The 24,579-nt window shown below is 67.2% G+C and carries 31 protein-coding genes; 13 read left to right on the forward strand and 18 right to left on the reverse strand.

The window, feature by feature from the left end; genetic code table 11:
• Positions 1 to 13: 13 nt before the first annotated feature.
• The gene (locus tag ALI144C_RS12080) at positions 14 to 469 is read left to right on the forward strand and encodes an Lrp/AsnC family transcriptional regulator (protein WP_076987171.1); all 456 of its coding nucleotides are present in this window, start codon (positions 14 to 16) and stop codon (positions 467 to 469) included.
• Here ALI144C_RS12080 and ALI144C_RS12085 read toward each other — a convergent pair.
• On the reverse strand, positions 447 to 818 hold the full coding sequence (locus tag ALI144C_RS12085) for a winged helix-turn-helix transcriptional regulator (protein ID WP_076987312.1): 372 nt from the start codon (positions 816 to 818) through the stop codon (positions 447 to 449). The genes ALI144C_RS12080 and ALI144C_RS12085 overlap by 23 nt on opposite strands.
• A 36-nt stretch (positions 819 to 854) precedes the next feature.
• Between ALI144C_RS12085 and ALI144C_RS12090 the strand changes: the two genes are divergently transcribed.
• Positions 855 to 1,220, forward strand: coding sequence for a YybH family protein (locus ALI144C_RS12090; RefSeq protein ID WP_076987172.1), 366 nt, complete (start codon positions 855 to 857; stop codon positions 1,218 to 1,220).
• Here ALI144C_RS12090 and ALI144C_RS12095 read toward each other — a convergent pair.
• The 8 genes from ALI144C_RS12095 to ALI144C_RS12130 all read right to left on the reverse strand — a co-directional run bounded on the left by ALI144C_RS12095 (position 1,202) and on the right by ALI144C_RS12130 (position 8,156).
• The gene (locus ALI144C_RS12095; RefSeq protein WP_076987173.1) at positions 1,202 to 2,377 is read right to left on the reverse strand and encodes a C40 family peptidase; all 1,176 of its coding nucleotides are present in this window, start codon (positions 2,375 to 2,377) and stop codon (positions 1,202 to 1,204) included. The two genes, ALI144C_RS12090 and ALI144C_RS12095, sit on opposite strands and share 19 nt — an antisense overlap.
• Positions 2,377 to 2,700: a type VII secretion target gene (locus ALI144C_RS12100; RefSeq protein ID WP_076987174.1), complete on the reverse strand. Its 324-nt coding sequence runs from the start codon at positions 2,698 to 2,700 to the stop codon at positions 2,377 to 2,379. The genes ALI144C_RS12095 and ALI144C_RS12100 overlap by 1 nt, the downstream gene beginning before the upstream one ends.
• A gap of 74 nt (positions 2,701 to 2,774) precedes the next feature.
• Positions 2,775 to 3,443 (reverse strand): hypothetical protein, encoded by a 669-nt coding sequence (locus ALI144C_RS12105; protein ID WP_076987175.1) that lies wholly within the window; start codon positions 3,441 to 3,443, stop codon positions 2,775 to 2,777.
• A complete protein-coding gene (locus tag ALI144C_RS12110) occupies positions 3,436 to 4,116 on the reverse strand; it encodes a hypothetical protein (protein ID WP_076987176.1) in 681 nt (226 codons plus the stop codon). The genes ALI144C_RS12105 and ALI144C_RS12110 overlap by 8 nt, the downstream gene beginning before the upstream one ends.
• Before the next feature lie 51 nt (positions 4,117 to 4,167).
• Entirely contained in the window at positions 4,168 to 5,037 is an 870-nt protein-coding gene (locus tag ALI144C_RS12115; protein WP_076987177.1) for an aldehyde dehydrogenase family protein, read from the reverse strand.
• Positions 5,030 to 6,463 carry an aldehyde dehydrogenase family protein gene (locus ALI144C_RS12120; RefSeq protein WP_076987178.1) on the reverse strand — a complete coding sequence of 478 codons (1,434 nt, stop codon included), beginning with the start codon at positions 6,461 to 6,463 and terminating at the stop codon, positions 5,030 to 5,032. Before ALI144C_RS12120 ends, ALI144C_RS12115 begins: the two co-directional genes overlap by 8 nt.
• Positions 6,464 to 6,466: 3 nt before the next feature.
• Positions 6,467 to 7,441 (reverse strand): deoxyribose-phosphate aldolase, encoded by a 975-nt coding sequence (deoC, locus tag ALI144C_RS12125; RefSeq protein WP_076987179.1) that lies wholly within the window; start codon positions 7,439 to 7,441, stop codon positions 6,467 to 6,469.
• Positions 7,442 to 7,493: 52 nt separating this feature from the next.
• Positions 7,494 to 8,156: a DUF1707 SHOCT-like domain-containing protein gene (locus tag ALI144C_RS12130; protein WP_076987180.1), complete on the reverse strand. Its 663-nt coding sequence runs from the start codon at positions 8,154 to 8,156 to the stop codon at positions 7,494 to 7,496.
• 61 nt (positions 8,157 to 8,217) lie between these two features.
• On the opposite strand from ALI144C_RS12130, the gene upp reads away from it, so the two are divergent.
• The gene (gene upp, locus ALI144C_RS12135; protein WP_076987181.1) at positions 8,218 to 8,841 is read left to right on the forward strand and encodes a uracil phosphoribosyltransferase; all 624 of its coding nucleotides are present in this window, start codon (positions 8,218 to 8,220) and stop codon (positions 8,839 to 8,841) included.
• A 55-nt stretch (positions 8,842 to 8,896) separates the two neighbouring features.
• Here the strand turns inward: upp and ALI144C_RS12140 are convergent, their stop codons facing one another.
• Positions 8,897 to 9,484, reverse strand: coding sequence for a TetR/AcrR family transcriptional regulator (locus tag ALI144C_RS12140; RefSeq protein WP_076987182.1), 588 nt, complete (start codon positions 9,482 to 9,484; stop codon positions 8,897 to 8,899).
• Positions 9,485 to 9,606: 122 nt separating this feature from the next.
• Here ALI144C_RS12140 and ALI144C_RS12145 point away from each other — a divergent pair, with 122 nt between their 5' ends.
• Genes ALI144C_RS12145 through ALI144C_RS12160 form a run of 4 tightly spaced genes read left to right on the forward strand, consistent with a single transcriptional unit; the run spans position 9,607 to position 11,604 of the window.
• Positions 9,607 to 9,807 (forward strand): CopG family transcriptional regulator, encoded by a 201-nt coding sequence (locus tag ALI144C_RS12145; protein WP_225954149.1) that lies wholly within the window; start codon positions 9,607 to 9,609, stop codon positions 9,805 to 9,807.
• Between the two features lie 15 nt (positions 9,808 to 9,822).
• Positions 9,823 to 10,203, forward strand: a complete 381-nt coding sequence (locus tag ALI144C_RS12150) for a type II toxin-antitoxin system death-on-curing family toxin (RefSeq protein ID WP_054295577.1) — start codon at positions 9,823 to 9,825, stop codon at positions 10,201 to 10,203.
• A 52-nt stretch (positions 10,204 to 10,255) separates the two neighbouring features.
• A complete protein-coding gene (locus ALI144C_RS12155; RefSeq protein ID WP_076987183.1) occupies positions 10,256 to 10,630 on the forward strand; it encodes a MerR family transcriptional regulator in 375 nt (124 codons plus the stop codon).
• Positions 10,627 to 11,604 (forward strand): aldo/keto reductase, encoded by a 978-nt coding sequence (locus ALI144C_RS12160; RefSeq protein ID WP_076987184.1) that lies wholly within the window; start codon positions 10,627 to 10,629, stop codon positions 11,602 to 11,604. The genes ALI144C_RS12155 and ALI144C_RS12160 overlap by 4 nt, the downstream gene beginning before the upstream one ends.
• Positions 11,605 to 11,612: 8 nt before the next feature.
• On the opposite strand, the gene ALI144C_RS12165 is transcribed toward ALI144C_RS12160, so the two are convergent.
• The 3 genes from ALI144C_RS12165 to ALI144C_RS54270 all read right to left on the reverse strand — a co-directional run bounded on the left by ALI144C_RS12165 (position 11,613) and on the right by ALI144C_RS54270 (position 16,476).
• Positions 11,613 to 12,125 (reverse strand): M15 family metallopeptidase, encoded by a 513-nt coding sequence (locus ALI144C_RS12165; RefSeq protein WP_193441178.1) that lies wholly within the window; start codon positions 12,123 to 12,125, stop codon positions 11,613 to 11,615.
• A 63-nt stretch (positions 12,126 to 12,188) separates the two neighbouring features.
• A complete protein-coding gene (locus tag ALI144C_RS12170) occupies positions 12,189 to 15,767 on the reverse strand; it encodes a S8 family peptidase (RefSeq protein WP_076987186.1) in 3,579 nt (1,192 codons plus the stop codon).
• 82 nt (positions 15,768 to 15,849) lie between these two features.
• Complete coding sequence (locus tag ALI144C_RS54270) at positions 15,850 to 16,476, reverse strand: hypothetical protein (protein ID WP_143230600.1); 627 nt, start codon at positions 16,474 to 16,476, stop codon at positions 15,850 to 15,852.
• 75 nt (positions 16,477 to 16,551) lie between these two features.
• On the opposite strand from ALI144C_RS54270, the gene ALI144C_RS12180 reads away from it, so the two are divergent.
• The gene (locus ALI144C_RS12180) at positions 16,552 to 17,484 is read left to right on the forward strand and encodes a helix-turn-helix domain-containing protein (RefSeq protein ID WP_076987187.1); all 933 of its coding nucleotides are present in this window, start codon (positions 16,552 to 16,554) and stop codon (positions 17,482 to 17,484) included.
• Between the two features lie 9 nt (positions 17,485 to 17,493).
• Positions 17,494 to 18,054 (forward strand): HD domain-containing protein, encoded by a 561-nt coding sequence (locus ALI144C_RS12185; RefSeq protein ID WP_269086670.1) that lies wholly within the window; start codon positions 17,494 to 17,496, stop codon positions 18,052 to 18,054.
• A gap of 16 nt (positions 18,055 to 18,070) precedes the next feature.
• Here the strand turns inward: ALI144C_RS12185 and ALI144C_RS12190 are convergent, their stop codons facing one another.
• A complete protein-coding gene (locus tag ALI144C_RS12190) occupies positions 18,071 to 18,979 on the reverse strand; it encodes a MurR/RpiR family transcriptional regulator (protein WP_168211233.1) in 909 nt (302 codons plus the stop codon).
• A gap of 105 nt (positions 18,980 to 19,084) precedes the next feature.
• On the opposite strand from ALI144C_RS12190, the gene ALI144C_RS12195 reads away from it, so the two are divergent.
• Genes ALI144C_RS12195 through ALI144C_RS12210 form a run of 4 tightly spaced genes read left to right on the forward strand, consistent with a single transcriptional unit; the run spans position 19,085 to position 22,785 of the window.
• On the forward strand, positions 19,085 to 19,981 hold the full coding sequence (locus ALI144C_RS12195; protein WP_083752971.1) for a transporter substrate-binding domain-containing protein: 897 nt from the start codon (positions 19,085 to 19,087) through the stop codon (positions 19,979 to 19,981).
• Between the two features lie 2 nt (positions 19,982 to 19,983).
• Positions 19,984 to 20,880, forward strand: coding sequence for an amino acid ABC transporter permease (locus ALI144C_RS12200; protein ID WP_076987190.1), 897 nt, complete (start codon positions 19,984 to 19,986; stop codon positions 20,878 to 20,880).
• Positions 20,877 to 21,638 (forward strand): amino acid ABC transporter ATP-binding protein, encoded by a 762-nt coding sequence (locus tag ALI144C_RS12205; RefSeq protein ID WP_076987191.1) that lies wholly within the window; start codon positions 20,877 to 20,879, stop codon positions 21,636 to 21,638. The genes ALI144C_RS12200 and ALI144C_RS12205 overlap by 4 nt, the downstream gene beginning before the upstream one ends.
• 1 nt (position 21,639) lies before the next feature.
• Positions 21,640 to 22,785 carry an NAD(P)/FAD-dependent oxidoreductase gene (locus tag ALI144C_RS12210; protein WP_076987192.1) on the forward strand — a complete coding sequence of 382 codons (1,146 nt, stop codon included), beginning with the start codon at positions 21,640 to 21,642 and terminating at the stop codon, positions 22,783 to 22,785.
• 6 nt (positions 22,786 to 22,791) lie between these two features.
• Here the strand turns inward: ALI144C_RS12210 and ALI144C_RS12215 are convergent, their stop codons facing one another.
• From ALI144C_RS12215 to ALI144C_RS12225, 4 genes are read right to left on the reverse strand one after another with little or no spacing between them, the layout of a single operon-like run.
• Positions 22,792 to 23,244 (reverse strand): flavodoxin family protein, encoded by a 453-nt coding sequence (locus tag ALI144C_RS12215; RefSeq protein ID WP_076987193.1) that lies wholly within the window; start codon positions 23,242 to 23,244, stop codon positions 22,792 to 22,794.
• Between the two features lie 2 nt (positions 23,245 to 23,246).
• Positions 23,247 to 23,381 carry a hypothetical protein gene (locus tag ALI144C_RS58385; protein ID WP_269086671.1) on the reverse strand — a complete coding sequence of 45 codons (135 nt, stop codon included), beginning with the start codon at positions 23,379 to 23,381 and terminating at the stop codon, positions 23,247 to 23,249.
• The gene (locus ALI144C_RS12220; protein ID WP_076987194.1) at positions 23,362 to 23,802 is read right to left on the reverse strand and encodes an Imm1 family immunity protein; all 441 of its coding nucleotides are present in this window, start codon (positions 23,800 to 23,802) and stop codon (positions 23,362 to 23,364) included. Before ALI144C_RS12220 ends, ALI144C_RS58385 begins: the two co-directional genes overlap by 20 nt.
• Positions 23,790 to 24,551, reverse strand: a complete 762-nt coding sequence (locus ALI144C_RS12225; protein ID WP_076987195.1) for a DddA-like double-stranded DNA deaminase toxin — start codon at positions 24,549 to 24,551, stop codon at positions 23,790 to 23,792. Before ALI144C_RS12225 ends, ALI144C_RS12220 begins: the two co-directional genes overlap by 13 nt.
• Positions 24,552 to 24,579 lie beyond the last annotated feature (28 nt).

The raw sequence follows: 24,579 nt of genomic DNA on the forward strand, positions 1-24,579 counted from the left end.
GCAAAATTGTTGCGTGACGCTGGACGACATCGACCGCCACCTGCTGACCCTCCTGCAGCGCGACTCCACCCAGACTCTGCACGACCTCGGCGAGCGGGTCGGGCTCTCGCCGAGTGCGGTGCAACGCAGGATCACGCGTTACCGCAAGGAAGGGCTGATCGCCAGGCAGGTCGAGGTGCTCGACCAGGAACGGGTGGGCGGCATGCTCGCGCTCGTGCTGGTCACGATCGACCGCGAGTCGGTCGAGCACCACGCGGAGATCCGCGACCGGATGACCGCCGACCCGAACGTCCAGCAGTGCTACGCGACCGCGGGCGAATGGGACTACGCGGTCATCCTGGCGTGCGACAGCATGGCGCACTGCCGTGACCTGGTGCGCGGCATGTTCCTCGAGGACCCGAACGTGAAGCGGTTCGACACGATGCCGGTGTTCGACCTGGTCAAGGTCAGTCTCGAGCTGCCGTTGTGAGCAGCTCGCTGCCGACGTCGTAGAGCGCGATCAGCAACGGCCGCAAGGCAAGCCCGCGCTCGGTCAGCCGGTAGCCGGTGTGCGTCGGGAAGCCGGTGGTGCGGGAACGTTCGGCGAGCCCCCGGTCGGCCAGTCCGTGCAGCCGCTCGCTGAGGACCTTGGCGGACAACGAAGGCAGCCGTGATCGCAGCTCGCTGAACGACAGCGGTCCGTGCATCAGCTCACGCAGCACCAGCGTCGTCCACCGGCCGGAGATCGCGTCGAGCGCGACCTCGACCGGGCAGTCCGGTGACGGCCGGTCGGTGCGGCCCCGTGTGTCGGGAACCAGCGCGGAGTCCCAGGTTTCCATTTGGTGACCTGCGTACGCGTTCGCTTCGCTGTCCACATGACCAGTGTCCACGAAGCAGCCGACATGCCGCACGCCTTCGCGCGTGCCTTCAACTCGTTCGACCCCGACGAGGTCGAACGGCTCTACGAACCGGATGGCCTGCTGGTGATGGCGGGCAAACCGTTGACAGGAGCCGCCCGTGCGCTGGCGAACGCCGAGCTGCAGGCGCTGGGCAAGCCGATGACGGTGGCGCCCCGCGACGTCCACGTCCGCGGTGACATCGCACTGCTGATCGTGGACTGGGCGATCCCGGACGCGGGCGTGTCCGGCACCGCGACGGACGTCGTCCGCCGCGGCCCGGACGGGTGCTGGCGTTACGTGATCGACAACCCCGGTGTCGCGACTCAGCCGGTCGGCCGGTAGAAGCCCATGAACGGCATGCCGATGTTGGACGTCCGGATCGGGTTGATCTGCACCGGGTCACCGGCCTCGATCATCTGCCCGTTGCCGATCACCATCGCCACGTGGCCCTTCCAGACCACCAGGTCACCGGGGAGAAGCTGGCTCTGATCCGGTACGGAGGCGCCGATCGCCTGCGCGGACGAGTGCCGTGGCAGCTCCTGGCCCGCCGCGGCGTAGGCCCAGGACGTCAGGCCACTGCAGTCCGTGCCGGATGGCGGGTTCGACGCACCCCAGACGTAAGGCGTGCCCAACGCGGACAACGCCTGCCGGACCGCGGCCGCGGCGACCTCGTTCGGAGCTTCGACCGACGCACCGCCCGGCAGGTTGATGCCGACACCGCTGCCCGGCTGCGGGGGGATCGCGACGGGCAGACGTGGACCGACGGGCGTGCCGCCGCCTCCGCCACCACCGCCGCCTCCGCCACCGCCACCACCGTGGCCGCCGCCGGACCCGGAGCCACCGTGGCTACCGCTTTGCGCGGACTCGATGCCGCTGCGGCCGTCGGAACCCGCGCTGGCGGTGGAGGTGCCGGTGTTCGGCGCGCCGACGCCACCGCCGAGCGAGCCCATCGCGCCGGTGTCCACCTTGGCCAGCCCGTTGAGCTTGCCGACCAGCGGCGTCAGCTGGTCCTTGACGTTCTGCAGCTCCTGCGCGGTCTTCGTGGCGTAGTCGTCGGCCTTCGCCTTGGCGTCGGCGGCCGCCTGGCCCCACGCGGCCTCGTTGCCCGCCTGCTTGGCCACCTCGGCGGCCTGCATGAGCGGGGTCGCCCAGCCGACGAACTCGTCGATCAGGCCCTGGATCTTGGTGCGGCCGCCGGTCACCGCGGTCGTCGCGCTGCTGGCCGCCTGCTGCGCGGCGGTGCAGTTGGCGCTCAACGTGTTCATCGCGTTGGTGAACGCGGCCGACTTGCCCTGGAACGCGTTCGCCTGTTCGCCGTACCAGCCCTGCATGGTCGACTTGGCCTGCGACTCCTGGCGACTGGACATCTCGGTCAACGCGGTCGCGCTGCGGCCGAACGACTCACCGGCCCTGCTGCCGGAGCCGGTGTCGCCGTCCAGTTTGGCCAGGTGCTGCTTCATCGGCTCGACCAGGCTGCCGACGAACCCCGCCGCGCTCATCAGACGTTCTCCGAGCGCCGGATCGACTGCGCGGTGTCCTTCTGCTGGTTCTGGTAGCCGACCAGCGCGTCACCCACGGCCTTCGCCAGGTCGGCGAGACCCGTCGACGCCGCCTTCACGCCGTCCAACTGGGCCGTGGCGGCCTGCTGGAACGCGGCGTTGAGCCCGACCTCGGCGCCGATCTTGCCGAAGCAGTCGCCGGGCAACGCGTTCACGCCGCTCAGCGTGCCCGTGCCGACCGTGCCGATCTCGTTGGACAGTGCGGTCATCGTGGTCTTGTACGCCTCGAGCGCCTCGGGTTCGACCCTGAAGCCGTCCGGCATGTTCTCCCCCCGTGCAGTCCTCTGTGCTGGCCTCACTCTGCCCTACGACGCACGCGGGTGTTGCCCAGTTCCCCCTAATTGAGGTAGTCGGACAGGCCGCGCAACAGCGCCCACGACTTGACCGTACCGCTGCCGCCACCCCAGTCCAGCTCGTCGGCGAACCCGGGAAAATGGTCGGTGACCTGCGCGTTGTTCACCGTCACCTCGGTCGCCTCGACCCCGCAGACCCGGCTGCACGTGGTGAACAACCAGGTGGGGCGTTCGGGTAACCGCCCGCCGGTGGCCAGCCACTCCGCCACGATCATCGTCGGCGGATTCGCGGCGACCCGTTCGTCGAACCCCTCCGGCAGACCGTGGAAGTTGCGGGTGACCACCGGCCCGGCCAGGATCTCGCCGCTCGGCACAGCCCGCCGGACCACGACCCCGGTCAACGGGTGATCGGGCTGCCGCAACGCGATGAACAACGGCAGCACGTAGTGCGTCCAGGCGAGCACGGCCTCGCCGACCGGGTGGCTGCCGTCGCGGCTGACGCCGACCGACCGGTCCCACGCGTATCCGCCCCACTGGGGATCGCCGACGCCGATGAGCACCTCGACGAACGACTCGTCGTGCTGCATCACGCCACCGACCTCGATCCGGTACCCGAGATCGGGGAGTTCGAGCACGTGATCGCGCCGCACGGATTCGGTGGCGATCATGCTCGCGATGAACTGGGCGACCTGTTCCGGTTCGAACTCAGTCACGGCGGCGCAACACCACCCACGACTTCACCGTGCCGCTGGCCTCGCCCCAGTCGAGCACGGCGTCGAATCCGGGGAAGTCGTCCGTTGCCGAGGCGTTGTTGACGGCGACGTCCCTGACCGCTTCGCCGTCCGCCATGCCGGACATGGTGTAGAGCCACGTCGGCTGGCTGGTGAGCTCGGTGTCGCGCAACAGCCGCTCGGCCACCAGCAGACTGGGCGGGTCGTCCGCGAGCACCTGCTGGAACGACTCTCCCGGCTGACCGAACATGCGCATCATCACCGGCGCCGCAAGCAGTTCGGCTTCCGTGCCCGCCGTGTCTTTCGTGTTCATCCGGAAGATCGGGCCTGCCAGCTCGTTGTCCGGGTCCCGCAGGGCGATGAACAGCGGCAGCACGTGGTGTACCCAGGCCAGCAACGCCTGCGCGAGCGGGGGCGTTTCCTCGCCTGCGACACCCACTGCCTGGTCCCAGGCGAGCGTCGACCACGCCGGGTCACCGATCCCGACCGGCAACTGGACGAGTTGGCCGTCGTGGTGCCAGATCGGCTGCCCGACCTCGACCCGTAACGCCAGTTCGGGCAGTTCAACGCCGTCGCCGCGCTGAACCGCCGCGATGCCATGACTTTCGGTCAGCATCGCGGCGATCAGTTCGGCGATTTTCTCAACGGTCGTCATAGCGGCCACAGCGTATCGCCTTGACCGCACCGTTGTTGATCAATCGGTCGGTCAGACGCCCATCGGATGCCAGACCGTCTTGGACTCCAGGTAGGCGCGCAGCCGGGAGATGTCGGGCTGCTTGGTCCAGTCCGGTTCGTCGACCGGTGCGCGCAGCACGCGCTTCACGGTCCCCGCCGCGGCTTTCTCCAGTTCGGCGCGCAGGATCGTGGGTGCGCCGGTCAGGTCGAGCGCGTTCACGTCGGCGTGCGACGCCAGCCACGGCGCCAGTTCGACCGCGCTTCCGGTCAGGATGTTGACCACACCGCCCGGCACGTCCGAGGTCGCGAGCACCTCGGACAGCGTGATCGACGGCAGCGGCCGGTCTTTGCTCGTCACGACGACGGCCGTGTTGCCGCTCGCGATCACCGGCGCCACCACGCTCACCAGCCCGAGCAGTGACGACTCCTGCGGTGCGAAGACGGCCACGACACCGGTCGGCTCGGGGACCGTGAACGAGAAGTACGGCCCCGCAACGGGATTGGCCGCACCGAGCACGGTCGCGATCTTGTCCGTCCAGCCCGCGTACCAGACCCAGCGGTCGATCGCCGCGTCCACGGCGGACTGGGCGCGCTTGACCGGAATCCCTTCACTGGCAGCGACTTCGCCGACGAACTGGTCCCGGCGGCCCTCCATCAGCTCGGCGACCCGGTAGAGCACCTGGCCCCGGTTGTACGCCGTCGCACCCGACCACTTGCCGAACGCCTTGCGCGCGGCGGCGACCGCTTCGCGCGCGTCCTTGCGGGACGCCTGCGCCGCGTTGGCCAGGAACTTGCCCTTGCTGTCGTTCACCGCGTACGAACGACCGGACTCCGAACGTGGGAACGCTCCGCCGATGTAGAGCTTGTAGGTTTTCGCCACACCCAAACGGTTCTCAGACATCGAGGTACGCCTCCAGCCCGGCCCGTCCGCCCTCGCGGCCGAAGCCCGACTCCTGGTAGCCACCGAACGGCGCGGTGGGATCGAAGCGGTTGAACGTGTTGGCCCAGACCACACCGGCCCGCATCCTGTTCGCCATGTGCAGGATCCGGGAGCCCTTCTCGGTCCAGATACCGGCCGACAGCCCGTACGGCGTGTTGTTCGCCTTGGCCACGGCCTCCTCCGGGGTGCGGAACGTCAGCACCGACAGCACCGGGCCGAAGATCTCCTCGCGGGCGATCCGCATCGCCTGGCTGACGTTCGAGAACACCGTGGGGGCGAAGAAGAAACCCTTCTCCGGCAACGGGCACGGGCTGGTCCACCGGGAAGCGCCCTCGTCGTCGCCCGCCTGGGTCAGTTCGCGGATCTTGGCCAGCTGCTCACCGGAGTTGATCGCGCCGACGTCGGTGTTCTTGTCGAGCGGGTCACCGACGCGCAGCGTCGACACGCGGGTGTGCAGCTTCTCGAGCAGTTCGTCCGCGATCGACTCCTGGACCAGCAGCCGTGATCCGGCGCAGCAGACGTGCCCCTGGTTGAAGAAGATCCCGTTGACGATGCCTTCGACGGCCTGGTCGAGCGGCGCGTCGTCGAACACGATGTTCGCGGCCTTGCCGCCGAGCTCCAGGGTGAGCTTCTTGCCGGTTCCGGCCAGCGAGCCCTGGATCAGCTTGCCGACCTCGGTCGACCCGGTGAACGCGACCTTGTCGACCTGCGGGTGGTTCACGAGCTCGGCGCCGATGCCCCCGGCGCCGGGGATGATGTTCACGACACCGGGCGGCAGGTCCGCCTGCTGGATGATCTCGGCGAGCACCAGCGCGGTCAGCGGCGTCGTCTCCGCGGGCTTGAGCACGACCGTGTTGCCGCACGCCAACGCCGGCGCGATCTTCCACGCGGCCATCAGCAGCGGGAAGTTCCACGGGATCACCTGGCCCGCGACGCCCAGCGGCTGCGGCGACGGGCCGTAACCCGCGTACTCCAGCTTGTCCGCCCAACCGGCGTGGTAGAAGAAGTGCGCGGACGCGGTGGGGATGTCGGTGTCGCGCGATTCCTTGATCGGCTTGCCGTTGTCCAGGCTCTCCAGCACCGCGAGCTCACGGCCGCGCTCGGCGATCATCCGCGCGATCCGGAAGATGTACTTGGCCCGTTCGACGCCGGGCATCCTGCCCCAGACCTTGTCGTACGCCCGCCTCGCGGCCTTGACCGCTGTGTCCACATCGGCCGGTGACGCGGTCGAGACCTCGGCGAGCACTTCCTCGGTCGCCGGGTTGATCGACTTCAGCGGTTCGCCGGTGCCCTCGACGAACTTGCCGTCGACGAACATCCGGTAGCTCGGCTTGAGGTTGGCGATGTCCCGTGACTCGGGGGCGGGTGCGTAGTCCCAGGTAATCATTTCTCAGTCCACCGTCACATAGTCCGGGCCGCTGTAGTGGCCTTCGAGTTGGGTCCGCCGCTGCATCAGCAGGTCGTTGAGCAGGCTGGACGCGCCGAACCGGAACAGCTTCGGGTCGAGCCACTGCGGCCCGGCGACCTCGTGCACCGCGACCAGGTAGCGGACCGCCGTCTTCGTGTCCCGGATGCCGCCAGCGGGTTTGACGCCGCGCAGCTCACCGGTGGTGTTGTGCCAGTCGTGCACGGCCTGCAACATCACGTGCGTGACCGGGAGCGTCGCCGCGGGCGAGACCTTGCCGGTCGAGGTCTTGATGAAGTCGCCACCGGCCAGCAGCGCCAGCCAGGACGCGCGGCGCACGTTGTCGTACGTGACCAGCTCGCCCGTCTCCAGGATGACCTTCAGGTGCGCGTCGCCGCACGCCGCCTTGACCGCTTTGATCTCGTCGAACACCTGACCGTAGCGGCCGGACAGGAACGCGCCCCTGTCGATCACCATGTCCACTTCGGACGCACCGGCGTCGACGGCTTCCTTGACGTCGGCCAGTTTGATCGCCGGGGCGACCCGGCCCGCGGGGAACGCGGTGGCCACGCTCGCCACCCCGATCGGCGCACCGGCCAGCGCCTCGACAGCGGTCGCGACGAGGTCGGAGTAGACACACACCGCGGCGACCTGGGGAACGTCCGGGCGCTCGGGGTCGGGGCGCCGAGCCTTCGCGCACAGCGACCGCACCTTGCCCGGGGTGTCCGCGCCTTCCAGCGTGGTCAGGTCGACCATCGCGATGGCCATGTCGATGGCCTGCAGCTTGGCCGCCTTCTTGATGCTCCGCGTGGCCAGGCCCGCCGCCCGCTGCTCGACGCCGACCTGGTCCACACCGGGCAGCCCGTGCAGGAATCTGCGCAGGGACGTCTCGTCACGTGTCGCGTCGGCGAGTTCGGGCGGTAGCCCCGCGTCCGACCTCGCTGTCGTGGGTGTGGCCATGCCAGCGAGTCTATGTGCTCGCAGGTCGGACGCCGGTTGACTCCGGTGCGGCTCAGTCCTCGATCTCGCGGCGGTCGCTGCCCCTGAGGTGCCGCTTCTTGGGTGGCTTGACCTCGACCGCGCCCATCATGGCGAAGCCGGTGATCCGCACGACCGGGCGGCCGGGCGCCTGCGCACCCATCGACTTGTCCTCGAACGCGCCCATGAAGCCGAAACCGTCCACGATGACGTGGATGTCCTCGGGGACGTAGATCTCGATGCCGCCCATGAAGGCGAAGCACTGGATGGTCGTCTCCGGGGCGGTGAACCGGGCGTGCGTCAGGTTGATCTCGACACCGCCCATGACCGCGACGGCGTTGTGGCGCTCCGGCACCACCCAGTCACCCTTGCGTTCGACGCCCGACATCACCGCGATGGAGTTGCCGGGGCCGGGCATCGCGCCGGGCACGATCCGGCTGCCCGAGACCGGGCTGTACACCGGTGCGGGCGCCGACGGCGGCCGTGGCACCGGGGTCGACGTGACCGGCAGGTCGCGGGTGATCGGTTCGAGGTCGGCGAACGTCTTCGCGGCGTACACCGCGTCCAGGCGTTCCTCGAGCTCGGCCACCTCGATGCGGCCCTCGGACATCGCGTTGTGCAGTATCTGCGCCACCCGCTCGCGGTCCTCGTTCGAGATCCGGATGCTCAGGTGGTCCCCCGGCTGGTCTTGGCTCACGTGCTGCAGGGTAGTACTGCGGACCACGCGTGGGGAGCGGCTGCCAAGTACGGTGTGCCGCATGGACGTCGTCGAGGTCGATCACCCGCTTGCGAAAGCCCGTCTCACCACCATGCGGGACGCACGCACCGACAGCGCCGCCTTCCGCGCCGCGTTGCAGGAACTGACACTGATCCTGATCTACGAGGCGTTGCGCGACGCGCCCGTGCGCGTCGAGCGCATCCACACCCCGGTCGCCCGCACCGACGGCTTCTGGCTGGCGAACCCGCCGCTGCTGGTCCCGGTGCTCCGGGCCGGCCTCGGCATGGCCGACCAGGCGCAGAAGCTGATCCCGGACGCGCAGATGGGCTTCGTCGGGATGAGCCGCGACGAGACGACGCTGCAGCCGACGCCGTACATGGAGTCGCTGCCGGACGACCTCGCCGGTCGGCCCGTGTTCGTGCTCGACCCGATGCTGGCCACCGGCGGCTCGATGAAGCACACGATCGAACTGCTGACCACGCGCGGCGCGACCGACGTCACGGCGGTGTGCGTGCTCGCCGCGCCGGAGGGCATCCAGGCGCTGGCCGAGTCCGGGCTCCCGGTCCGGTTGGTCACGTCGAGCGTCGACGAACGGCTCAACGACTCCGGCTTCATCGTGCCCGGCCTCGGCGACGCGGGCGACCGCCAGTACGGCTCGGTCTAGGCCCTCGTGAGTGGTTCGTCCGGTTGGAACCGGCCAAACCACTCACGACAGTCAGCTAGGCGTAAGGACTCGCGGTTCGCTGCATGGCCACCGAAATACTGAAGCCGGCCAGTCCTGCGCGCAGTACGCGCTCGACGTGGCCGGCGTCGGTGAGGTTCCCGTTCAGTTCGAGGGAGACCAACCCGTGCACGAGTCCCCAGACCGTCATGGCGGCGGTCTCGGGGTCGGGTAAGCCCGCCAGGCGGCCGACCTCGACCATCGGCCCCAGCACGTGGGCCGCGGTCTCGTTGTCCGGCTCGAAACCGGCGACCGCCTTGGTGAACATGATCAGGTAGAGGTGGGGCTCGGCCAGCGCGGCGCGGCGGTAGGCCAGGCCGAGTTGGACGAGGTCCTCGGCGGGATCGCCGGAGAGGCTCACTTGCGTGAGTCTGCTGCCGAACCTGTGGAACGCATCGACGTACAGCTCTCGCACGAGCGCGGGCTTTCCCCCGAACAGCGAGTAGACAGCTGTGGTCGACGTTCCGACGTCGGCTGCGAGTCTGCGTAAGCTCAGCGCGTCTGGGCCTTCACCGGACAACAGCTCCCCGGCTCGGTCGAGCAGACGAACGCGCAGAGCGTCGTCATGTGTCTTTGGGCGCGGCACTTGTCGAGATTAGCCCGGTTTCCCGTAGTCGGAACCGACTGTGCACAAAGGGGCAAACTGGAGGGCAACGGCCACAGCCCCTCTGCTTTTCGAGATGGAACCGTTAAGATGCCTCGGTGGCCATGACCTTGCGCCTGAGTGACGAGGAGAGCGAGCAGCTGGAAGCGCTCGCCGAGGCCGAGGGACGCTCCTCCGAGGAGATCCTCCGGCTGGCACTCTCCGAACGATGGTCGAAGCTGCACAAACAGCAGCAGATCGGCGACGTACTTGAACGCATTCTGCCTCGCTACCAGGGGCTGCTGGAGCGACTCGGGACCGGCTGACGATATAAGTCTGCGGTGATCACCTACCTGGACGCCAGCGATTTGCTGGTGCTCGCGGCGGCGGTGACCGGGGGAGATCTGGTGGTTCGCGACCTCGGCCTGCTCGATTCCGCCGCTCACCGGCCCCAGGCGACCGTGCTCGGCGTCGAAGCGTACGGAACCCTCTGGCTGAAGTCGGCCGCGCTGATGGAGTCCATCATCCGGAACAGGCCGCTCGCCGAGGGCAACTGGCGCCTCGGCTGGGTCGCGGCCGTCACGTTGTGCGACATCAACGGCTACTGGGTGGACGCGGACGAGGACGCCGCGCTCGACCTGGTCCGCGAGGTGGACAGGGGCGCGATCGACATCGCCACGATCGGCGCGCGGTTCGAGGGGTGGAGCCACCCACACCAGTGACACCGGGCAATGAACTTGACCTGGAGTGCACTCCAGGTTCTAGCGTCGAAGGGTGACATACGCGATCGCCCAAGCTGCCGAACGCAGTGGGTTGTCGATTGACACCCTGCGTTACTACGAACGGATCGGCCTGGTCGAGCCCCCAGCCAGGGACTCGGGTGGCAGGCGCAGCTACACCGACGAGGACCTGGCCTGGCTGGAGTTCCTCACCAAGCTGCGCACCACCGGCATGCCGATCCGGATGATGCGCGAATACGCGCAGCTGCGGATGCGCGGGCTCGGCACCCGGGCCCGCCGCCAGCAGATCCTCGTCGACCACCGCACGGACGTGCTCAACCGGATCGCCGAGTTGCAGACCTGCGTGGCGGCGCTCAACTACAAGATCGGCATGTACGACGAGCAACTCCAGGAGGAGGCCACCGCATGACACTGCCCACCCGCAAGCTGGGAAACCTCGAGGTGAGCGCCCAGGGCCTCGGCTGCATGGGCATGAGCCAGAGCTACGGACCGGCTGACCGCGACGAATCCGTGGCCACGATCAACGCGGCCCTCGACGCGGGCGTGACGCTGCTGGACACGGCGGACGTCTACGGCCTCGGCCACAACGAACAGCTGGTCGGCGAGGCGATCAGGTCCCGCCGTGACGAAGTCGTCCTGGCCACCAAGTTCGGGTTCAAGCGCGTCCTCGACCCGGAGGACGGCGGCGTCCGCGGGGACGCCGAGTATGTGCGCTCGGCATGTGAAGCCTCGTTGCGACGGCTCGGCGTCGACCACATCGACCTTTACTACGCGCACCGCGTGGACCCGACCGTGCCCGTGGAGGAGACCGTCGGTGCGATGGCCTCGCTGGTCGAGGCGGGCAAGGTCCGCTACATCGGCCTGTCCGAGGTGGGGCCGGAATCCCTTCGCCGGGCGTACGCCGTGCACCCGGTGACCGCGTTGCAGAGCGAATGGTCGCTGTGGACCCGGGACATCGAGGGCGTCATCCTCGGCACGTGCCGCGAACTGGGGATCGGGATCGTGCCGTTCTCCCCGTTGGGACGTGGTTTCCTGACCGGGCGCCTGAGCTCGACCGAGTTCGGCGACGGCGACATGCGCGCGAGCCTGCCGCGGTTCACCGGCGAGAACCGCGACCGCAACCAGGCCATTGTCGACGCGCTGACGTCCGTCGCGGCCAAACTCGACATCACCCCAGGTCAGCTGGCCCTCGCGTGGGTACAGAACCAGGGCGGCGACGTCGTGCCGATCCCCGGCACCAAGCGCCGGACCTACCTGGCCGAGAACGTCGCCGCGGCGACGATCGACCTGAGCGGCGACGACCTCGCCGCGATCACCTCGGTGGCGCAGGACTTCGCAGGTGCGAGGTACACGCCTGAACTGTCCAAACTGGTCGGCAAGTAGCCCGAGAACTACCCGGCGGCGGCGTTGCTCAGCATCGGTGGGCATTCGCCGCCGGGTGTGGTGGCCAGTTCGATGTGCCACATCTCGTTGGAGTAGATCTGGCACAGGCCGTACGCGGCTGCTTTCCGGCTGAACCAGTCGGCGGCGTCGGTCGGTCCGATGTCGACCGCCTTGCCGTTGACATGGGTCGACTTCTCCGGCGTGTTCACGAACTTCCGGGCCTCGTCGAGGCTGCCGTACTTCTCGACGGCCTCGTCGAGCAGCCGCTGCTGGTACTGCCTGCTGCGCCAGCCGGACGTGATCTTGGCGTCGATCCCCCTGGTGGCCTTGGCTTCCTTCGCCGCCTGCCGGACAGCGTCGCGCAGCGCCGGGTCGAGGTTGCGGATGGCCGGGTGGTCGTTGTCGAACGGCGAGATGCCCCCTTTCTCGATTTCACCGTCCGCCTGCGTGGCCGCGGGGGCGGCCTGCGCGCTGCACGCGGCGGAAAGGACGAGGACCAGAACGACGAGAGCCGATTTCACAGCGACGACTCTCGTGTGCTGGTGTCCTCGTCCGATCCGTGGAATGTCCGCGTTCGGTAACAGCTACCTGATGGCGTAGGCCCGGACGACCGTCTCGGTCACCGAGTTGCCCTCGATGTCACGCGCGGTGGCCCGCAGCGACGCGAATCCGGCTTGGCCTGCCGGGAGTTCCACGCGGTCGCCGTGGGCCTTGACGCGCTGCCAGGTCCTGCCGTCGTCGAACGAGATCTCGACCGCCGTGTCGATGATCCATGACTGCCTCGCGCCCGGCTGATGGGTCGCACTGACCTTGCCGGACACCGGTTTGCCCGCCGTGGCGGTGTTGTTGTCGTCGAGCGGCAGGTCGAAGCGGATGTCCAGCAACGGCAGCGCTGTGCGCTCGGTGTTGCCCGCGGGGGCGTTGAACGTCCACTCCGCGCGGGTGCGTGGCGACAGCGGCGGAACCAGCAGTTCCGACTGCGGCCGGTTGGCATCCGCGACCAGCTTGAACCTGCCCGGCCCTGCGGGAACGGCGAACTCGCCCAGCGCCGGGCGGTCGTCGCGCCGCCCGATCTCCTTGCCGTCCTTGAGCAACACCGTGCTGCCCGCGTTGGTCTTGTCGAACTCGGCCGCGTTGCCGGGGTCGCTGTCGGCGAACATCGGAATCGCCAGGGTGACCTTGTCCCCGATCCGGTACGCGGACGGGACAGGCTTGCCGTCCTGGCGGCTGGCCGGAGGCTGCGTCAGCTCCGGGCCGAACGGAGCCGCGAACAGCTCGGACGCCCGCCGCTCACCCGGCTTGAGCTTGACCGGAAGCGTCACCTCACCACCGAAGCCGCCGTGTTCGAAGATCCCGGCCACCGAGAACAACGACAGCTCCGCGCCCGCGGTCACGTAGTCGGTGCGGCGCTGCGGCCACTTCGTCTCCACGTCCATGTTGGCGATCAGCCCGTTCGCGACGAGCGACGCAGGCTGGTAGCGGTACGTGCCCTTCGGCAAGGTGTTGTTGATCTGCCGGTCGATCCGGCCGAGTGAGTCCTTGTGGAACCGGAAGTCGTGCCCGGTCGGCACGACGCCCCGCACCACGTCGCTGACGAAGTACGCGACCGGACTGTTGGGTCGCGTGGTGAGCGTGAGCTCGACCGGGCGCTGTTTCATCAGGTTCTGCAGGGCCTGCATGTCGTCCGGCCGGAACGCGAGCAGCGTGTTCAACGCGGGTGGCGCGGGGTTCTCGATGGCAGGGTTGAAGAACGAGACGACAGCGCGTGCGCCCTTGCTCTTCAACAACTCGATCCCGTCGCGCAACTGGGATTCCGGCGGGTAGACCGGGGCGTTGTAGTCCTTCGGCGTGATCAACGCGATCGCGCCGGTGACATCACCGGCCTTGGCGATCGACTCGGCATCGGCCTCACCGACGTCGGCCACCCGCGCGGTCACCTGCCCCGGCAGGTCGAGGTCGAAGGGGGCGTAGGCGTCGCGGAACTCGTAGCCTCCTTCGCCGTTGGCCGTGATCCTTGCCCACGGGTGGGTCCAGTAGAGCGAGGTGTTCAGGCTCAGGCCCCGCATCCGCTGGTCGCCGAGGGTGTACAAGTTGTGCGGCGGCCCGCCCCACAGCACAGCCGCCCCGAGCCGCGGCCCGGTGTCGTCCACATCGGACAAGATGCCGATACCGCCGCCGAGCTGCGGGCGGGCTTCGGGATCGTCGATGCCCGCGGTGACTGCCTTGCCCTGCTTGGTGTCCACCACGAGTTCGGTGTTGCCCGCGACGTTGACCGGGATTGCGAACATGGTGGTCGCGAACGACGGGTCCACGATCTGCCCGAGCGCGCGGTACTTGCCAGAGGGGAGCTCGAACTTCGCTTCGCCGGTGCGCGTCACGACGGCGTCCGACACGCCGGTTTCTTCGTTCTGCACGATGACGAGAGCGGAGTAGGGCGCGCCTTCCCTCGATGGAACCTTGACCGTCAAGGTGTTCTTGGCACCCTTGAGGTTCGCGGTCAACGGCGTGGTCAGCACGACGTCGTCGGCCTGCGCGCGCAGCACGCCGTGGAGCTCACCACCTGGCTGCTCGGTCGCTTTGGCGGTGACTGCCACCGTCGCGGTTGCCTTGGCGGGAACGATCACGGACTTGTCTGTGGCGAACAGGTTCGTGGACCCGCCGTACTTCTTCTGCGCGTCGATCGTCAGGGTGAGCTGGATGGGCTTCGAGCTTTCGTTGGTGTAGGTGACCTTGCGGGTGGCGTCCTGCTTGCCCCACACGTTGCCGAATGCGAGCAGGCCGTCCGCCCTGACCTGCTGGCTGACGCCTCGGGCGATGTCGAGCCGCCCGGATCCCTGTGCGTGGGTGTCGATGCCTGACAAGCGCCTGGCCGTGCCGATCAGGGCGCTCTTGACCTGCTCGCCGGTCCACTGTGGATGCTGTCCGGCCAGGATCGCGGCAGCCCCGGCGACGTGCGGGGTGGCCATCGAAGTGCCGGAGATCCTGGCGTACTTCTCGTTGACGGAGAACGGGGTGAGGGTGCCTTCGGCGCGTGCGGCGACGATGTCGGTGCCGGGTGCGGAGATCTCGGGCTTGAGCCCGTAGTCCCCGGCCCGTGGGCCTTGGCTGGAGGTGACGCTGAGCTGGTCGGACTTGGTGACGTTGGCAACCGTGAGCGCACGGTCGGCGGCACCGGGAGACCCGACGCTTTCCGGCGCACCGTTGTTGCCCGCCGCGATGACGAACAGGGCGCCGCTGGACGCCGAGAGTTCGTTCACGGTTTGGGACATCAGATCGGTGCCATCGGTGACGCCGCCACCCAGGCTCATGTTCACCACTTTGGCACCGTTCTCGACGGCCCAACGCATGCCGTCGATGATCCACGACTCCCGGCCGCCGTATTCGCCGAGTACCTTGCCGACCATGAGCCGCGCCCCAGGCGCGACGCCGGTGTACTTGCCGTTCGACGCCGCCCCCGTACCCGCGATCGTGCTGGCCACGTGCGTGCCGTGACCCGAGCGGTCCCGGTCGTCCTCGTCGGTGAAGTTCCGCGTGGCGTCGACTTGGGACTTGAGGTCCGGATGGCTGAGGTCGACACCGGTGTCGAGGACGGCGACCTTGACGCCGTCTGCCCGTAAACCCCGCTCCCACGCCTTGGGTGCGCCGACCTGCTTGACACTCTGGTCGAGGGTGGGCTCAACCCTGCCGTTGAGCCAGACCTTCTGTGAATCGGAAGCCCGGTTCAGTGACGCCCACGCCCTGGCGGCATCAGCCTTGGGAACGTCGACGGCCTGCGTACCGCGGTTGGCCCCACCCGTGACGATGGTGGGGACGACGGAAACCCTTGCGTCGTCGTAACCCTGCCGGACAAGCCCGGTGACGTCGAACAACCGCTTGTCCAGGGTGTTCGCGGAAACCCGGAGCATGGCGTCATCGGGAACGGCGTAGTCATGGCCGTTCAACTGGTACCGCCACACCCGGACATGCTCCCGGCCCTTGGCCATCCGCACCCCGGCAGCCCGATCACCCCTCACCCGGACCTGATCCCCGGTGATGAGAGTGACCGTCCCCGACGACTCGGCGGCATCACCCGGCGCGGGCGCGGCGACCCCGGAAACAGGTGAAACCACCAACCCCGCAGCGGTCAACGCGGCTGTCAGGACCGCGCACTGCTTTCTGCCCATGGAAGTCCTCAGCTAGACGTAAGCCGACGCCCACCGCCGGCACACATCTGCTCACGCCCCGTAGCCTCACAGGGTTGCATGGTCAGCGAGCTTCCAGAGCGGTGACGAGACAGCTGCGAAGCTCCCGGACCAGGCCAGTGGCCAGGATCCAACGAGCAGTGGGGCTTTCGAATGTCGTGATCGCCTTGCCGACTGCCCTGGGGAACAGGTCTGCGCCGGTGTGGAGTTGGCCATGGAAGCCGACGAGTGGGTACCCCTGAGCGCGAACGGTGACGGCACCCTTGCGCAAGGCGGGACAGAGCTTGAGCGACAGGGGAACGCAGGCCCGGCAGATCGGAGGTTCGGTGACCGCCATGGCCTCCGGCCAGCCGACCCAGTCCTGCCGGTGGTCCTGGAGCAGCCACAGCACTCCTGCTTCTGTCCGGTCAGCTGGTCCACCGCACACCTGACACAGCAGTTGCCGCATTGCGCGGCGTTGCCGCATCGGATGGACGATTCCGTAATCCGGTTTTCCCTGCCCAGGGCAATACGCCGTTCGCGCCCACAAGTTCCCTCGGGAGTCTCGATCGGTGAGCGTTTCATCCGGATACGCAACACCGCCAAGCGGGTGTGTCACCAGTTTGGGGCAAACAATCGACTCAGCGCTCCACGCCGTGACATACGGCACGGTGAACTGAGGAAGAGGACGTGACTTCTGTGAAACGATCACCTGTCGGTTCTACCGCTTGTGGCCATCACCTATGCTGATTTGAGCGTCCACAAACGTCCACAAAGTCGGTGATCCATGAACGGTCTCGGCGGGGTCATGCGCAGTGCTCGTACGGCTGCGGGCCTGAGTTTGGCCAAAATGGCGGAGCGGGCGCACTACTCCAAGACTCTCCTGGCGTACCTGGAGAGTGGTGAGAGAACCATTCTGCCTGAACACGTCCGGGCGTACCAGCGAGTTCTGGGAGTTGATCTCGAACGTCTGGCAGCCATAGCCGTGAAGCCGACGCGGGTGGACCTCGCCAGTCTGGAACACATCGCCTCGATCCTCGGTGCGACTCGCCGTCTTGAGGACACCGTGGGACCCGCGCTCGTGCGGTCAACTGTGCGTGGCTTGCGTGACCTTTCACTCGCGGCGGTCCATGAGGCAGGCAGCAGGCTGGACAGGTCAACGAAATCACTGGCCAGTGAGGTGAGCCAGTATCTCGGCTGGCTGGAATTGGCCAATGGCAACGGGCACGCTGCTGATCAGAACCTTGATCGAGCGGTCGCACTGGCCGAGCAAGCCCAAGACCCGGACCGCTTGTTTCATGGTTTGAGTTTCAAGGCGTACACGGCGCAGTTTCACAAGAGAGGGTCAGAAGCCTGCGACTACGCCGAGGCTGCTTCTCAGATCAGGGGCGTGCACCCACGTCTGCGCACGTATAACGAATACGACCTTGCCAGGGTGCTTGCGGACAAAGGTGAGCGCGGTGCCGCACAGAGACGCCTCGTTCTTGCTGACCGGACTGCGGATGCGGCATCGGTGGAACAACCACCTTCGTCTGGTTACTGGTATACGGATGGATTCTGGGGTCTGGAGCGAGGCCACGTATTGGGGATCCTCGGATACGAAGAACAAGCTCGCAAGGAAGCCGAGGATGGCTTCTCGGCCTTGCCGAAAGAACATCGCACTACCGATTGGGCGGTCGACCTCGTGAAACGGGTACAGCGGGCCGTCGAAGACCGCTAAGGAGCAACTGTGGCAGACCCAGCGGCCGAGATCGCGGCCTTCGGATACGAGCTCGGCTTGCTGAAGCGGATGCGGCGTACCGGTTGGTGGCACGTGGGAGTCCGGGATCCGGAATCCGTCGCCGAACACAGCATGCGAGTGGCGCAGTTGGCCGGTTTGCTCGCCGCGGAAGAAGGTGCTGATCCAGCGAAAGCGGCCTATCTGGCGTTGTGGCACGACACCCAGGAGACCCGGACGGGCGACGTGCCGCACACCGCGAGGCCATACATGGACAAGCCCGATCCGCGAAGGATCACGGCTGACCAGACAGCGGGTCTGCCAGACCGGGCGCGGGAATCGGTTCGTCGAGCTGTCGACGAGTACGAAACTGGCGAATCGGCGGAAGCGTTGTACGCCAGGGACGCGGACAAGCTGGAGATGTTGCTGCAGGCAGTGGAGTACCGCGATACAGGCGCGCTGCGGGTGGACGGGTGGATCGAATCCGCTCGCAAGAGTCTGCGCACCGACACGGCGAAGCGGGTCGCTGATGCCGCGACCTCGGTGTCGCCTTTGGCGTGGCGCGAACGTTAGAGCAAGGCAGAAGCAGTCACCTGTCTTCGTTCGGTGGGGTGCGTTGCTGCGTGGCCCGTGAAGCCGTGGATCGGTTCAACGGCACGTCCACGTTGCCGTCGACGATATCGGCGCGTAGGCGGTTGGTGGTCTTCCAGCCGTCCAGTGCGCGGTCCGGGTCGGTCGCGGCCACGCCGAGCAGCAGTGCGTCGACGATCAGCAGGTGTCCGATCTGGGTGCTGGGCAGCAGGTCCTCGGTCGATGGGGCGACGAGGACAGCCGCGACCCGGTCGGCGAAGTGGCTGGCCAGCACTTCGGTGATCAGGATGACCGGGCAGCCGATCCTGGCTGCTTCACTGATCGCGACGTCGTGTTCACGTACGTGGCGCAGTGGGGCGACGAGCACCAGTGCGGAGTCGGTGGTGAGCTGGCCGAGTTCGTCGGCGAAGTTGTAGCCCGTCAGGTTGGTCGCGCCCGCGGTTCTGCCGATGCGCCTGAGGCCGAGCGACAACGAGTCGGCAACCGGCCAGGCGGATCCGTAGCCCACGACCAGGGTTCTCTTGGCCTCCACGAGGATTCGTACGGCGGTCTCGAGCGCTTCGGGGGGCAGCGTTGACGGCAGGGTCCTGGCTATGCGTGCCGCGTCCACGCTGATCTTGGCGACGAGTTGGCTGGTGTCGTCGGACTGCGTCAGCCGTTCGGCCAAGGTCTGCTCCGGGTCGCGGACCGGGTTGAGCATCGCTGCCGCTGCGCGGCGCAGTTCGCCGAGGCCGCTGTAGCCCAGCTGTTTGACGGTACGGATGACCGTCGCGTCGCTGACGTCTGTCTGGCGAGCGATCTCCTGCGCGGAGAACACCGACGCGTCCGCGGGGCGCAGGGCGAAGAAGTCGACCACCCGGAGGCCGCCCGCGCTCAGTTGGTCCCTGACCTGGGCGATTCGCTTCATCAACGACGGTTCCATCTAGTCGCCACTAGACTTTCGAGATTTCACGAAGTACACACTACATCACGCAAGCCGATACGACGCCGAGTTGGCGGCGGAGGTGGTGAAATGCGACAAATCCCCCAGATGGTCACGTGGTCGCTGGTGATGGTGATGGTGTTGACCGGATGCGCGTTGAGTGCGACGGACCACGCCGACTCCATGCTGGTGGACCGTCCACAAGGGCGCTGCGATCCGGTTCTGGCCTCGACATTGCCCACGCCGATCCGCCAAAGCACCGTGCTCAAGGTCGCGATGGTGCCGAACACGCCCCCGATGGCGTACCACGCCGAGGACAACACGACCATCGTCGGCTTCGACCGTGACATGAGCCAGGCGATCGCCGACGTCCTCTGCCTTGTCGCGCAACCGATCTCCACCGGGATCGACGCGATCGTCCCCGGCCTGGCCGCCGGGCGCTACGACGTGGCACTCGCGTCGCTCAGCCCGACCGAGGAACGGCAGCGCAACGCCGACTTCGTCACCTACTACAAGGGCGGGCAGGGCTTTCTCACCAGAAGCGGCACGACCTTCCCGGTGACCACCTACCTGGACCTCTGTGACCGCACGGTCGGCGTCATCATGGGGTCCGTCCAACAGGGACAGTTGGAGCAAGCGGCCGGCACCTGCGAACGGGCCAACCGCCCCTCGTGGCGGCTCAACCTCTTCCCCGATGGATCAGCCGCCGTGCTCTCGTTGCGCAGCAGCCGTATCGAAGTGCTGTACGCCTCGATTTCGAGCACGCAGTACGTGGCACACAAGGCGCCCAACCTGTTTCGCCTGGCCGGTCAGTACAAGCGGTCGCTTGTCGCCGTCGCGCTGGCCAAGAACTCACCGTTGACCGTTCCCGTCCACCAGGCCGTCCACGCGCTGATGCAGGACGGCACCTATCGCAAGATCCTTGAGAAATGGGGCCTTCAGGACAATGACCTCGACACCACGGACATTCTGAACGGAAGGTCGTGACAATGACGTCGGACACCGCGACCTCCCGCAACGAGGTCGTCCCAGACCAGATCCTGGCCAGAAAGCGGTACGGGAACTGGATCGCGGGCGCAGCCGTCGCGCTCCTCGTCCTCCTCGCCGTCAGATCGGCACTCACGAACGACAACTTCGCGTGGCCGGTGTTCGGCCGCTACCTGTTCAGCTCCTCCGTGCTGCTCGGCCTCGCCAGGACTGTCGAACTGGCCGTGATCGCGATGGCATTGTCCATTGTGGTCGGCGTGGCCCTTGCCATCATGCGGCAGTCGTCCAACAAGGTGCTGAACGTGGTCTCGGGCGCGTACATCTGGTTGTTCCGGGCAACGCCACTGCTTGTGCTGCTGCTCCTGCTCTACAACATGGCCGCGCTCTACCCGACCATTTCGCTTGGCTTGTTCACCATGGAAACCAACCAGGTCATCACGGTCACCGGTGCGGCCATCATCGGGCTCACGCTGCACGAGTCGGCCTACTGCGCGGAGATCTTCCGAGCCGGGCTGATCTCGGTCGACCACGGCCAGCGGGAAGCGGCGGAGGCGTTGGGCATTCCCGGCGGCCTGATGATCCGGCGGATCGTTCTGCCCCAGGCGATGCGGGCGATCGTGCCGCCGTTGACGAACCAGTTCGTGAGCGTCGTGAAGACGACGTCGATCGTCAGCGTGATCTCGATGCCGGAGCTGCTCTACAGCGTCCAGGCGATCTCGGCGCGGACGTACGACACGATCCCGCTCCTGCTGGTGGTGACGTTCTGGTACCTGGTGCTGACCGCGGTGCTCACCATCGCCCAGCGCTACGTCGAGCAGTACTTCAACCGCGGCAGGGCGGGAGTCTCGTCGGCCGCGTCCCGGAAACTGTCCCGGCTGGCGATGGAGGCGGGCCGATGACCGCGGCGGTCGATGTTCGGGGTGTGCACAAGCTCTACGGGCCGCTGCACGTGCTGCACGGGGTGGATCTCGTGGTCGAACCAGGCGAGGTCGTCTGCCTGATCGGGCCGTCGGGATCCGGCAAGAGCACCCTGCTGCGGTGCATCAACAACCTGGAGAAGATCCAGGCCGGGATCATCCACGTGAACGGCGAACTGGTCGGCTACCGGTGGGTCGGCCACGACCTGGTCGAGGCGACGCCACGGCAGACGCGCATGGCACGCCGGAACATCGGGATGGTCTTCCAGCAGTTCAACCTGTTCGGCCATCTCACGGTTCTGCAGAACATCATCGAGGCGCCGATCCACGTCCTCGGCACGCCGCGTGCCAAGGCAGTGGAGCGTGCCAAGACGTTGCTCGCACGAGTCGGCCTCGCGGACAAGCACGCCGACTACCCCGCACAGCTGTCCGGCGGTCAGCAGCAGCGAGTCGCGATCGCCCGTGCGCTGTGCATGCAACCGAAGTTGATGCTGTTCGACGAGCCGACCAGCGCGTTGGACCCCGAGCTCGTCGGCGAAGTGCTCGACGTCCTGCGCGACCTGGCACGCAACGAGATGACGATGGTGATCGTGACTCACGAGATCGGGTTCGCCCGCCAGGTCGCGGACACCGTCGTGTTCATGGACCAGGGGCGGATCGTCGAGCACGGCCCGGCCGCGCAGGTGCTCGATTCACCCCGGCACGAACGCACCCGACGTTTCCTGGAAAGGGTCAGCTGACATGGTCGAGTACGTGGTCATCGGCGGAGGGGTGGTCGGCGCGGCCACCGCGTGGAGTCTCGCCAGTCGCGGCGCGGAAGTCACGCTGCTGGAAGCGAACGAGCTCGCGTCAGGAGCCTCGGGCGGACCCGGCCGCCGAGGTGTTCGCGCCAACGGGCGTGACCTGCGGGAACTGCCGCTGGCACGCCGGGCCCTTGAGCTGTGGCCGGAGCTGGACGGCATCCTCGGCGCCCCAACGGGTTACCGCCGCAACGGACTGCTGCGGGTCTACGACGTGGAGATCGCAGGGGTTTCCGGTTGGCAGAGCCTGCCCGCGCGGGTCCAGGCGCAGCGGGCGGCCGGTGTGCCGTGCGAGATCGTCGACCGGGCAAGGCTCGACGAGATGCAACCGGGAATCGCCGAACAGGTGCGCTTCGCGCTCTACGCGCCCAACGACGGCACAGCCGACCACCCCGCGACGACAAGGGCGTTCGCCAAGGCGGCGGTGGAACTGGGAGCCATCATCATCGAGCAGTCCATGGTGGACAAACTCGCTGCGGGCCGTGACGGCTCGGTAGTGGTGCACCTGGCCACCGGCGACCGGTTGCGGGCGACTCGCGGGGTGATCCTGGCGGCGAACCGGTCGGCCCCACGCCTGCTGGGTGACTCGGCCGGGCTGAGCCTGCCGATGTGGGAGAAGGCCACGCAGATCACGTTCGTGACGGCACCGCCGGGATTCACGCTCAACCACCAGATCGGCCACAGCCGGCGGTCGCTGTCGGTGAAGATGACCGACGAAGGCCACGTCATGCTCTCCGGCGGACGGCCCGGCGGCTGGGACCCGGTCAGCGGCGTCGGAACCCCCGATCCCGAGGTGCTCCGCAGCACCATGGCCGACGTCGCCGCCACCCTGCCCGCGTTGGCCGACGCGGAAGTCGTCGCCGTGGACAACAGCCGCGCCGACACCAGCACGATCGACCTGATCCCGGTGATCGACACCGTGCCGGGGATGGAGTCCGTGTTCGTGGCGGCTGGTTGGAGCGGGCACGGGTTCGCGCTGGCTCCTGCCGTGGCCGAAGCACTCACCACCTGGGCACTCGACGGCACGCGGCCAGAATCACTTCGGCCGTTCACGCTCGACCGGCTCGGCGCGGCCAGCCGGAACTGAGCCGATTCAGGGCATCAAGCTCGCGGCGACGGTGGCACCGAGTTCCCAGCAGGCCTCGGTGTCCTGTTTCGTCGGTGTGCCAAGGACATTGACCGGTTCGGTGGCCTTCGCCCACCCCAGCGCGGCCGCGATCGACTCGACGGCGCGAACGGCACCCTCCGTGCCTTCGTTGCCGTGGATGTAGAGCGCGTACGGACGACCACGGGTGGAATCGAGGCAGGGGTAGTAGATCTGGTCGAAGAAGTGCTTCAACGCTCCGGACATGTAACCGATGTTGGCCGGAGTTCCGAGGATGTAGCCGTCCGCGTGGAGCGCGTCCGACGCCGAAGCGGCCAAAGCCGCGCGGCGAACCACTTCGACGCCTTCGATCTCCGGCGCGGTCGCGCCGGAGACGGCGGCTTCGAACATCGCTTGTGTGGCTGGTGATGGCGTGTGGTGCACGATCAACAGGCGTGGCATGCTCAAGCTCCCAGCAGTTGTGAGATCTCCGCCCGCAGTTCGCCCATTTTCGCCTGTGCGGCGGATCGCGCGGTGACCAGGTCGGTGTCGACGAGGGTGACGATCTCCAGGTACGCCTTAGAACCAGTCTGATTCATCGGGGTCGGTCCGTTCAGGCATCGGCTGCCACTCGACAGACGTTGGCCGCCGCGCCGTTGCCATGAATTCTTCTGCCGCTTGGCGCACCGCCACGATCGGGATTTCAGAATCAGACGGATATGCGGTGTCTGACCCCATGTAGTAGTAGAGAACGTCCGTCTCGTCTGTTGTCGCCTGGCCCTTGCTGTAACAACCTTCCTGGTGGTCCGTGCCCGTGTAGTACAGGGCGCCTCGGTCGCCGTTCATGCCGACATCAAGGAAGGCCACAGGCTTGTCCTTAGGCGCCGCAAGCTGTGCAAGCACACGACCGTGTGTTGACAGATCGTGCACCTGGTCCAGGATCGTGCGCAACTCGGTTGCGGTCCGGACAACCACCGGTTCATCGTGTTCATCCCGCCAATACGCTTCTAGCGCCACCACGGTTCCGCACCTCCTGTGTATTTTTTGTAAAAAGTCCGGCCGTCTGTATATTGACCATGAACAGTTAGACTATAGCCCGTGGGTAGTATCACCGGAACGAGCGTGTCACAACCCATCCGGCCCTTGCACGGTACATGGTTAATGACAACCGTCGCATGTTTCGTGCCGGTTGTTCGCTGCCAAGCGGCTGTTTTCATTTCAACGTCACTCGCGCGCTGCGGCTTACCAGGGCTACCCATTGAGGCCAGGATGGAAATGACCTTGTCTGACATCGAATCCTTACCGCTCACCAGGTTCCTGACTTTGTCGCCAACAACGAGGCGGCCGTGTGTCTTGCTGCCCACGCCAGAGGTCACAGGCGGAGGGAGCTCTTCGCGAAGCTGTTTGATCTTCTCCGCAGGGACAGGGCCGAAATCGGTGCCCGGCGAAGACGGGGCCGCCGCAGGCTCAGGGGGCGCGCGGCGCGTGGCTTCGGCGGCGGCAGCCCCAGGCCCGAGGCGCTTGACGTAGTCCTCCAAGATCTGTACAACGCGGTCCAGGTGATTCGACACCATGGCCACGATGTCGAGCGCTGCCGTGTGTTGCTCAATGACTTGACCGGCTTCCGGTGCGCTAGCTCCCTGCATTGCCCCCTGAGCAATAGACCGAGCTTCGTCCACGTGCGCCGTCACCTCGGCGAGAGTGGCCCGACCAGCTACGATCTTGTCCTTGATTTCACGCACGTCATTGCGCAATCCGCCAATGGACATTGCCGATCATCCTACGCAGGCCGTCATA

Source organism: Actinosynnema sp. ALI-1.44 (assembly GCF_001984155.1).
Taxonomy (GTDB): Bacteria; Actinomycetota; Actinomycetes; order Mycobacteriales; family Pseudonocardiaceae; genus Kibdelosporangium.

Bases quoted from the DNA above. Each gene is read 5' to 3' on its own strand.
- ALI144C_RS12145 (WP_225954149.1), top strand. From the start codon at position 9,607: ATGACCTTGCGCCTGAGTGACGAGGAGAGCGAGCAGCTGGAAGCGCTC.
- ALI144C_RS12205 (WP_076987191.1), top strand. From the start codon at position 20,877: ATGACCGCGGCGGTCGATGTTCGGGGTGTGCACAAGCTCTACGGGCCG.
- ALI144C_RS12225 (WP_076987195.1), bottom strand. From the start codon at position 24,551: ATGTCCATTGGCGGATTGCGCAATGACGTGCGTGAAATCAAGGACAAG.
- ALI144C_RS12085 (WP_076987312.1), bottom strand. From the start codon at position 818: ATGGAAACCTGGGACTCCGCGCTGGTTCCCGACACACGGGGCCGCACC.
- ALI144C_RS12190 (WP_168211233.1), bottom strand. From the start codon at position 18,979: ATGAAGCGAATCGCCCAGGTCAGGGACCAACTGAGCGCGGGCGGCCTC.
- deoC (WP_076987179.1), bottom strand. From the start codon at position 7,441: ATGGCCACACCCACGACAGCGAGGTCGGACGCGGGGCTACCGCCCGAA.
- ALI144C_RS12095 (WP_076987173.1), bottom strand. From the start codon at position 2,377: ATGAGCGCGGCGGGGTTCGTCGGCAGCCTGGTCGAGCCGATGAAGCAG.
- upp (WP_076987181.1), top strand. From the start codon at position 8,218: ATGGACGTCGTCGAGGTCGATCACCCGCTTGCGAAAGCCCGTCTCACC.
- ALI144C_RS12160 (WP_076987184.1), top strand. From the start codon at position 10,627: ATGACACTGCCCACCCGCAAGCTGGGAAACCTCGAGGTGAGCGCCCAG.
- ALI144C_RS12100 (WP_076987174.1), bottom strand. From the start codon at position 2,700: ATGCCGGACGGCTTCAGGGTCGAACCCGAGGCGCTCGAGGCGTACAAG.
- ALI144C_RS12195 (WP_083752971.1), top strand. From the start codon at position 19,085: ATGCGACAAATCCCCCAGATGGTCACGTGGTCGCTGGTGATGGTGATG.
- ALI144C_RS12200 (WP_076987190.1), top strand. From the start codon at position 19,984: ATGACGTCGGACACCGCGACCTCCCGCAACGAGGTCGTCCCAGACCAG.
- ALI144C_RS12110 (WP_076987176.1), bottom strand. From the start codon at position 4,116: ATGACGACCGTTGAGAAAATCGCCGAACTGATCGCCGCGATGCTGACC.
- ALI144C_RS12215 (WP_076987193.1), bottom strand. From the start codon at position 23,244: ATGCCACGCCTGTTGATCGTGCACCACACGCCATCACCAGCCACACAA.
- ALI144C_RS12120 (WP_076987178.1), bottom strand. From the start codon at position 6,463: ATGATTACCTGGGACTACGCACCCGCCCCCGAGTCACGGGACATCGCC.
- ALI144C_RS12180 (WP_076987187.1), top strand. From the start codon at position 16,552: ATGAACGGTCTCGGCGGGGTCATGCGCAGTGCTCGTACGGCTGCGGGC.
- ALI144C_RS12090 (WP_076987172.1), top strand. From the start codon at position 855: ATGACCAGTGTCCACGAAGCAGCCGACATGCCGCACGCCTTCGCGCGT.
- ALI144C_RS12210 (WP_076987192.1), top strand. From the start codon at position 21,640: ATGGTCGAGTACGTGGTCATCGGCGGAGGGGTGGTCGGCGCGGCCACC.
- ALI144C_RS12115 (WP_076987177.1), bottom strand. From the start codon at position 5,037: ATGTCTGAGAACCGTTTGGGTGTGGCGAAAACCTACAAGCTCTACATC.
- ALI144C_RS58385 (WP_269086671.1), bottom strand. From the start codon at position 23,381: ATGAATCAGACTGGTTCTAAGGCGTACCTGGAGATCGTCACCCTCGTC.
- ALI144C_RS12170 (WP_076987186.1), bottom strand. From the start codon at position 15,767: ATGGGCAGAAAGCAGTGCGCGGTCCTGACAGCCGCGTTGACCGCTGCG.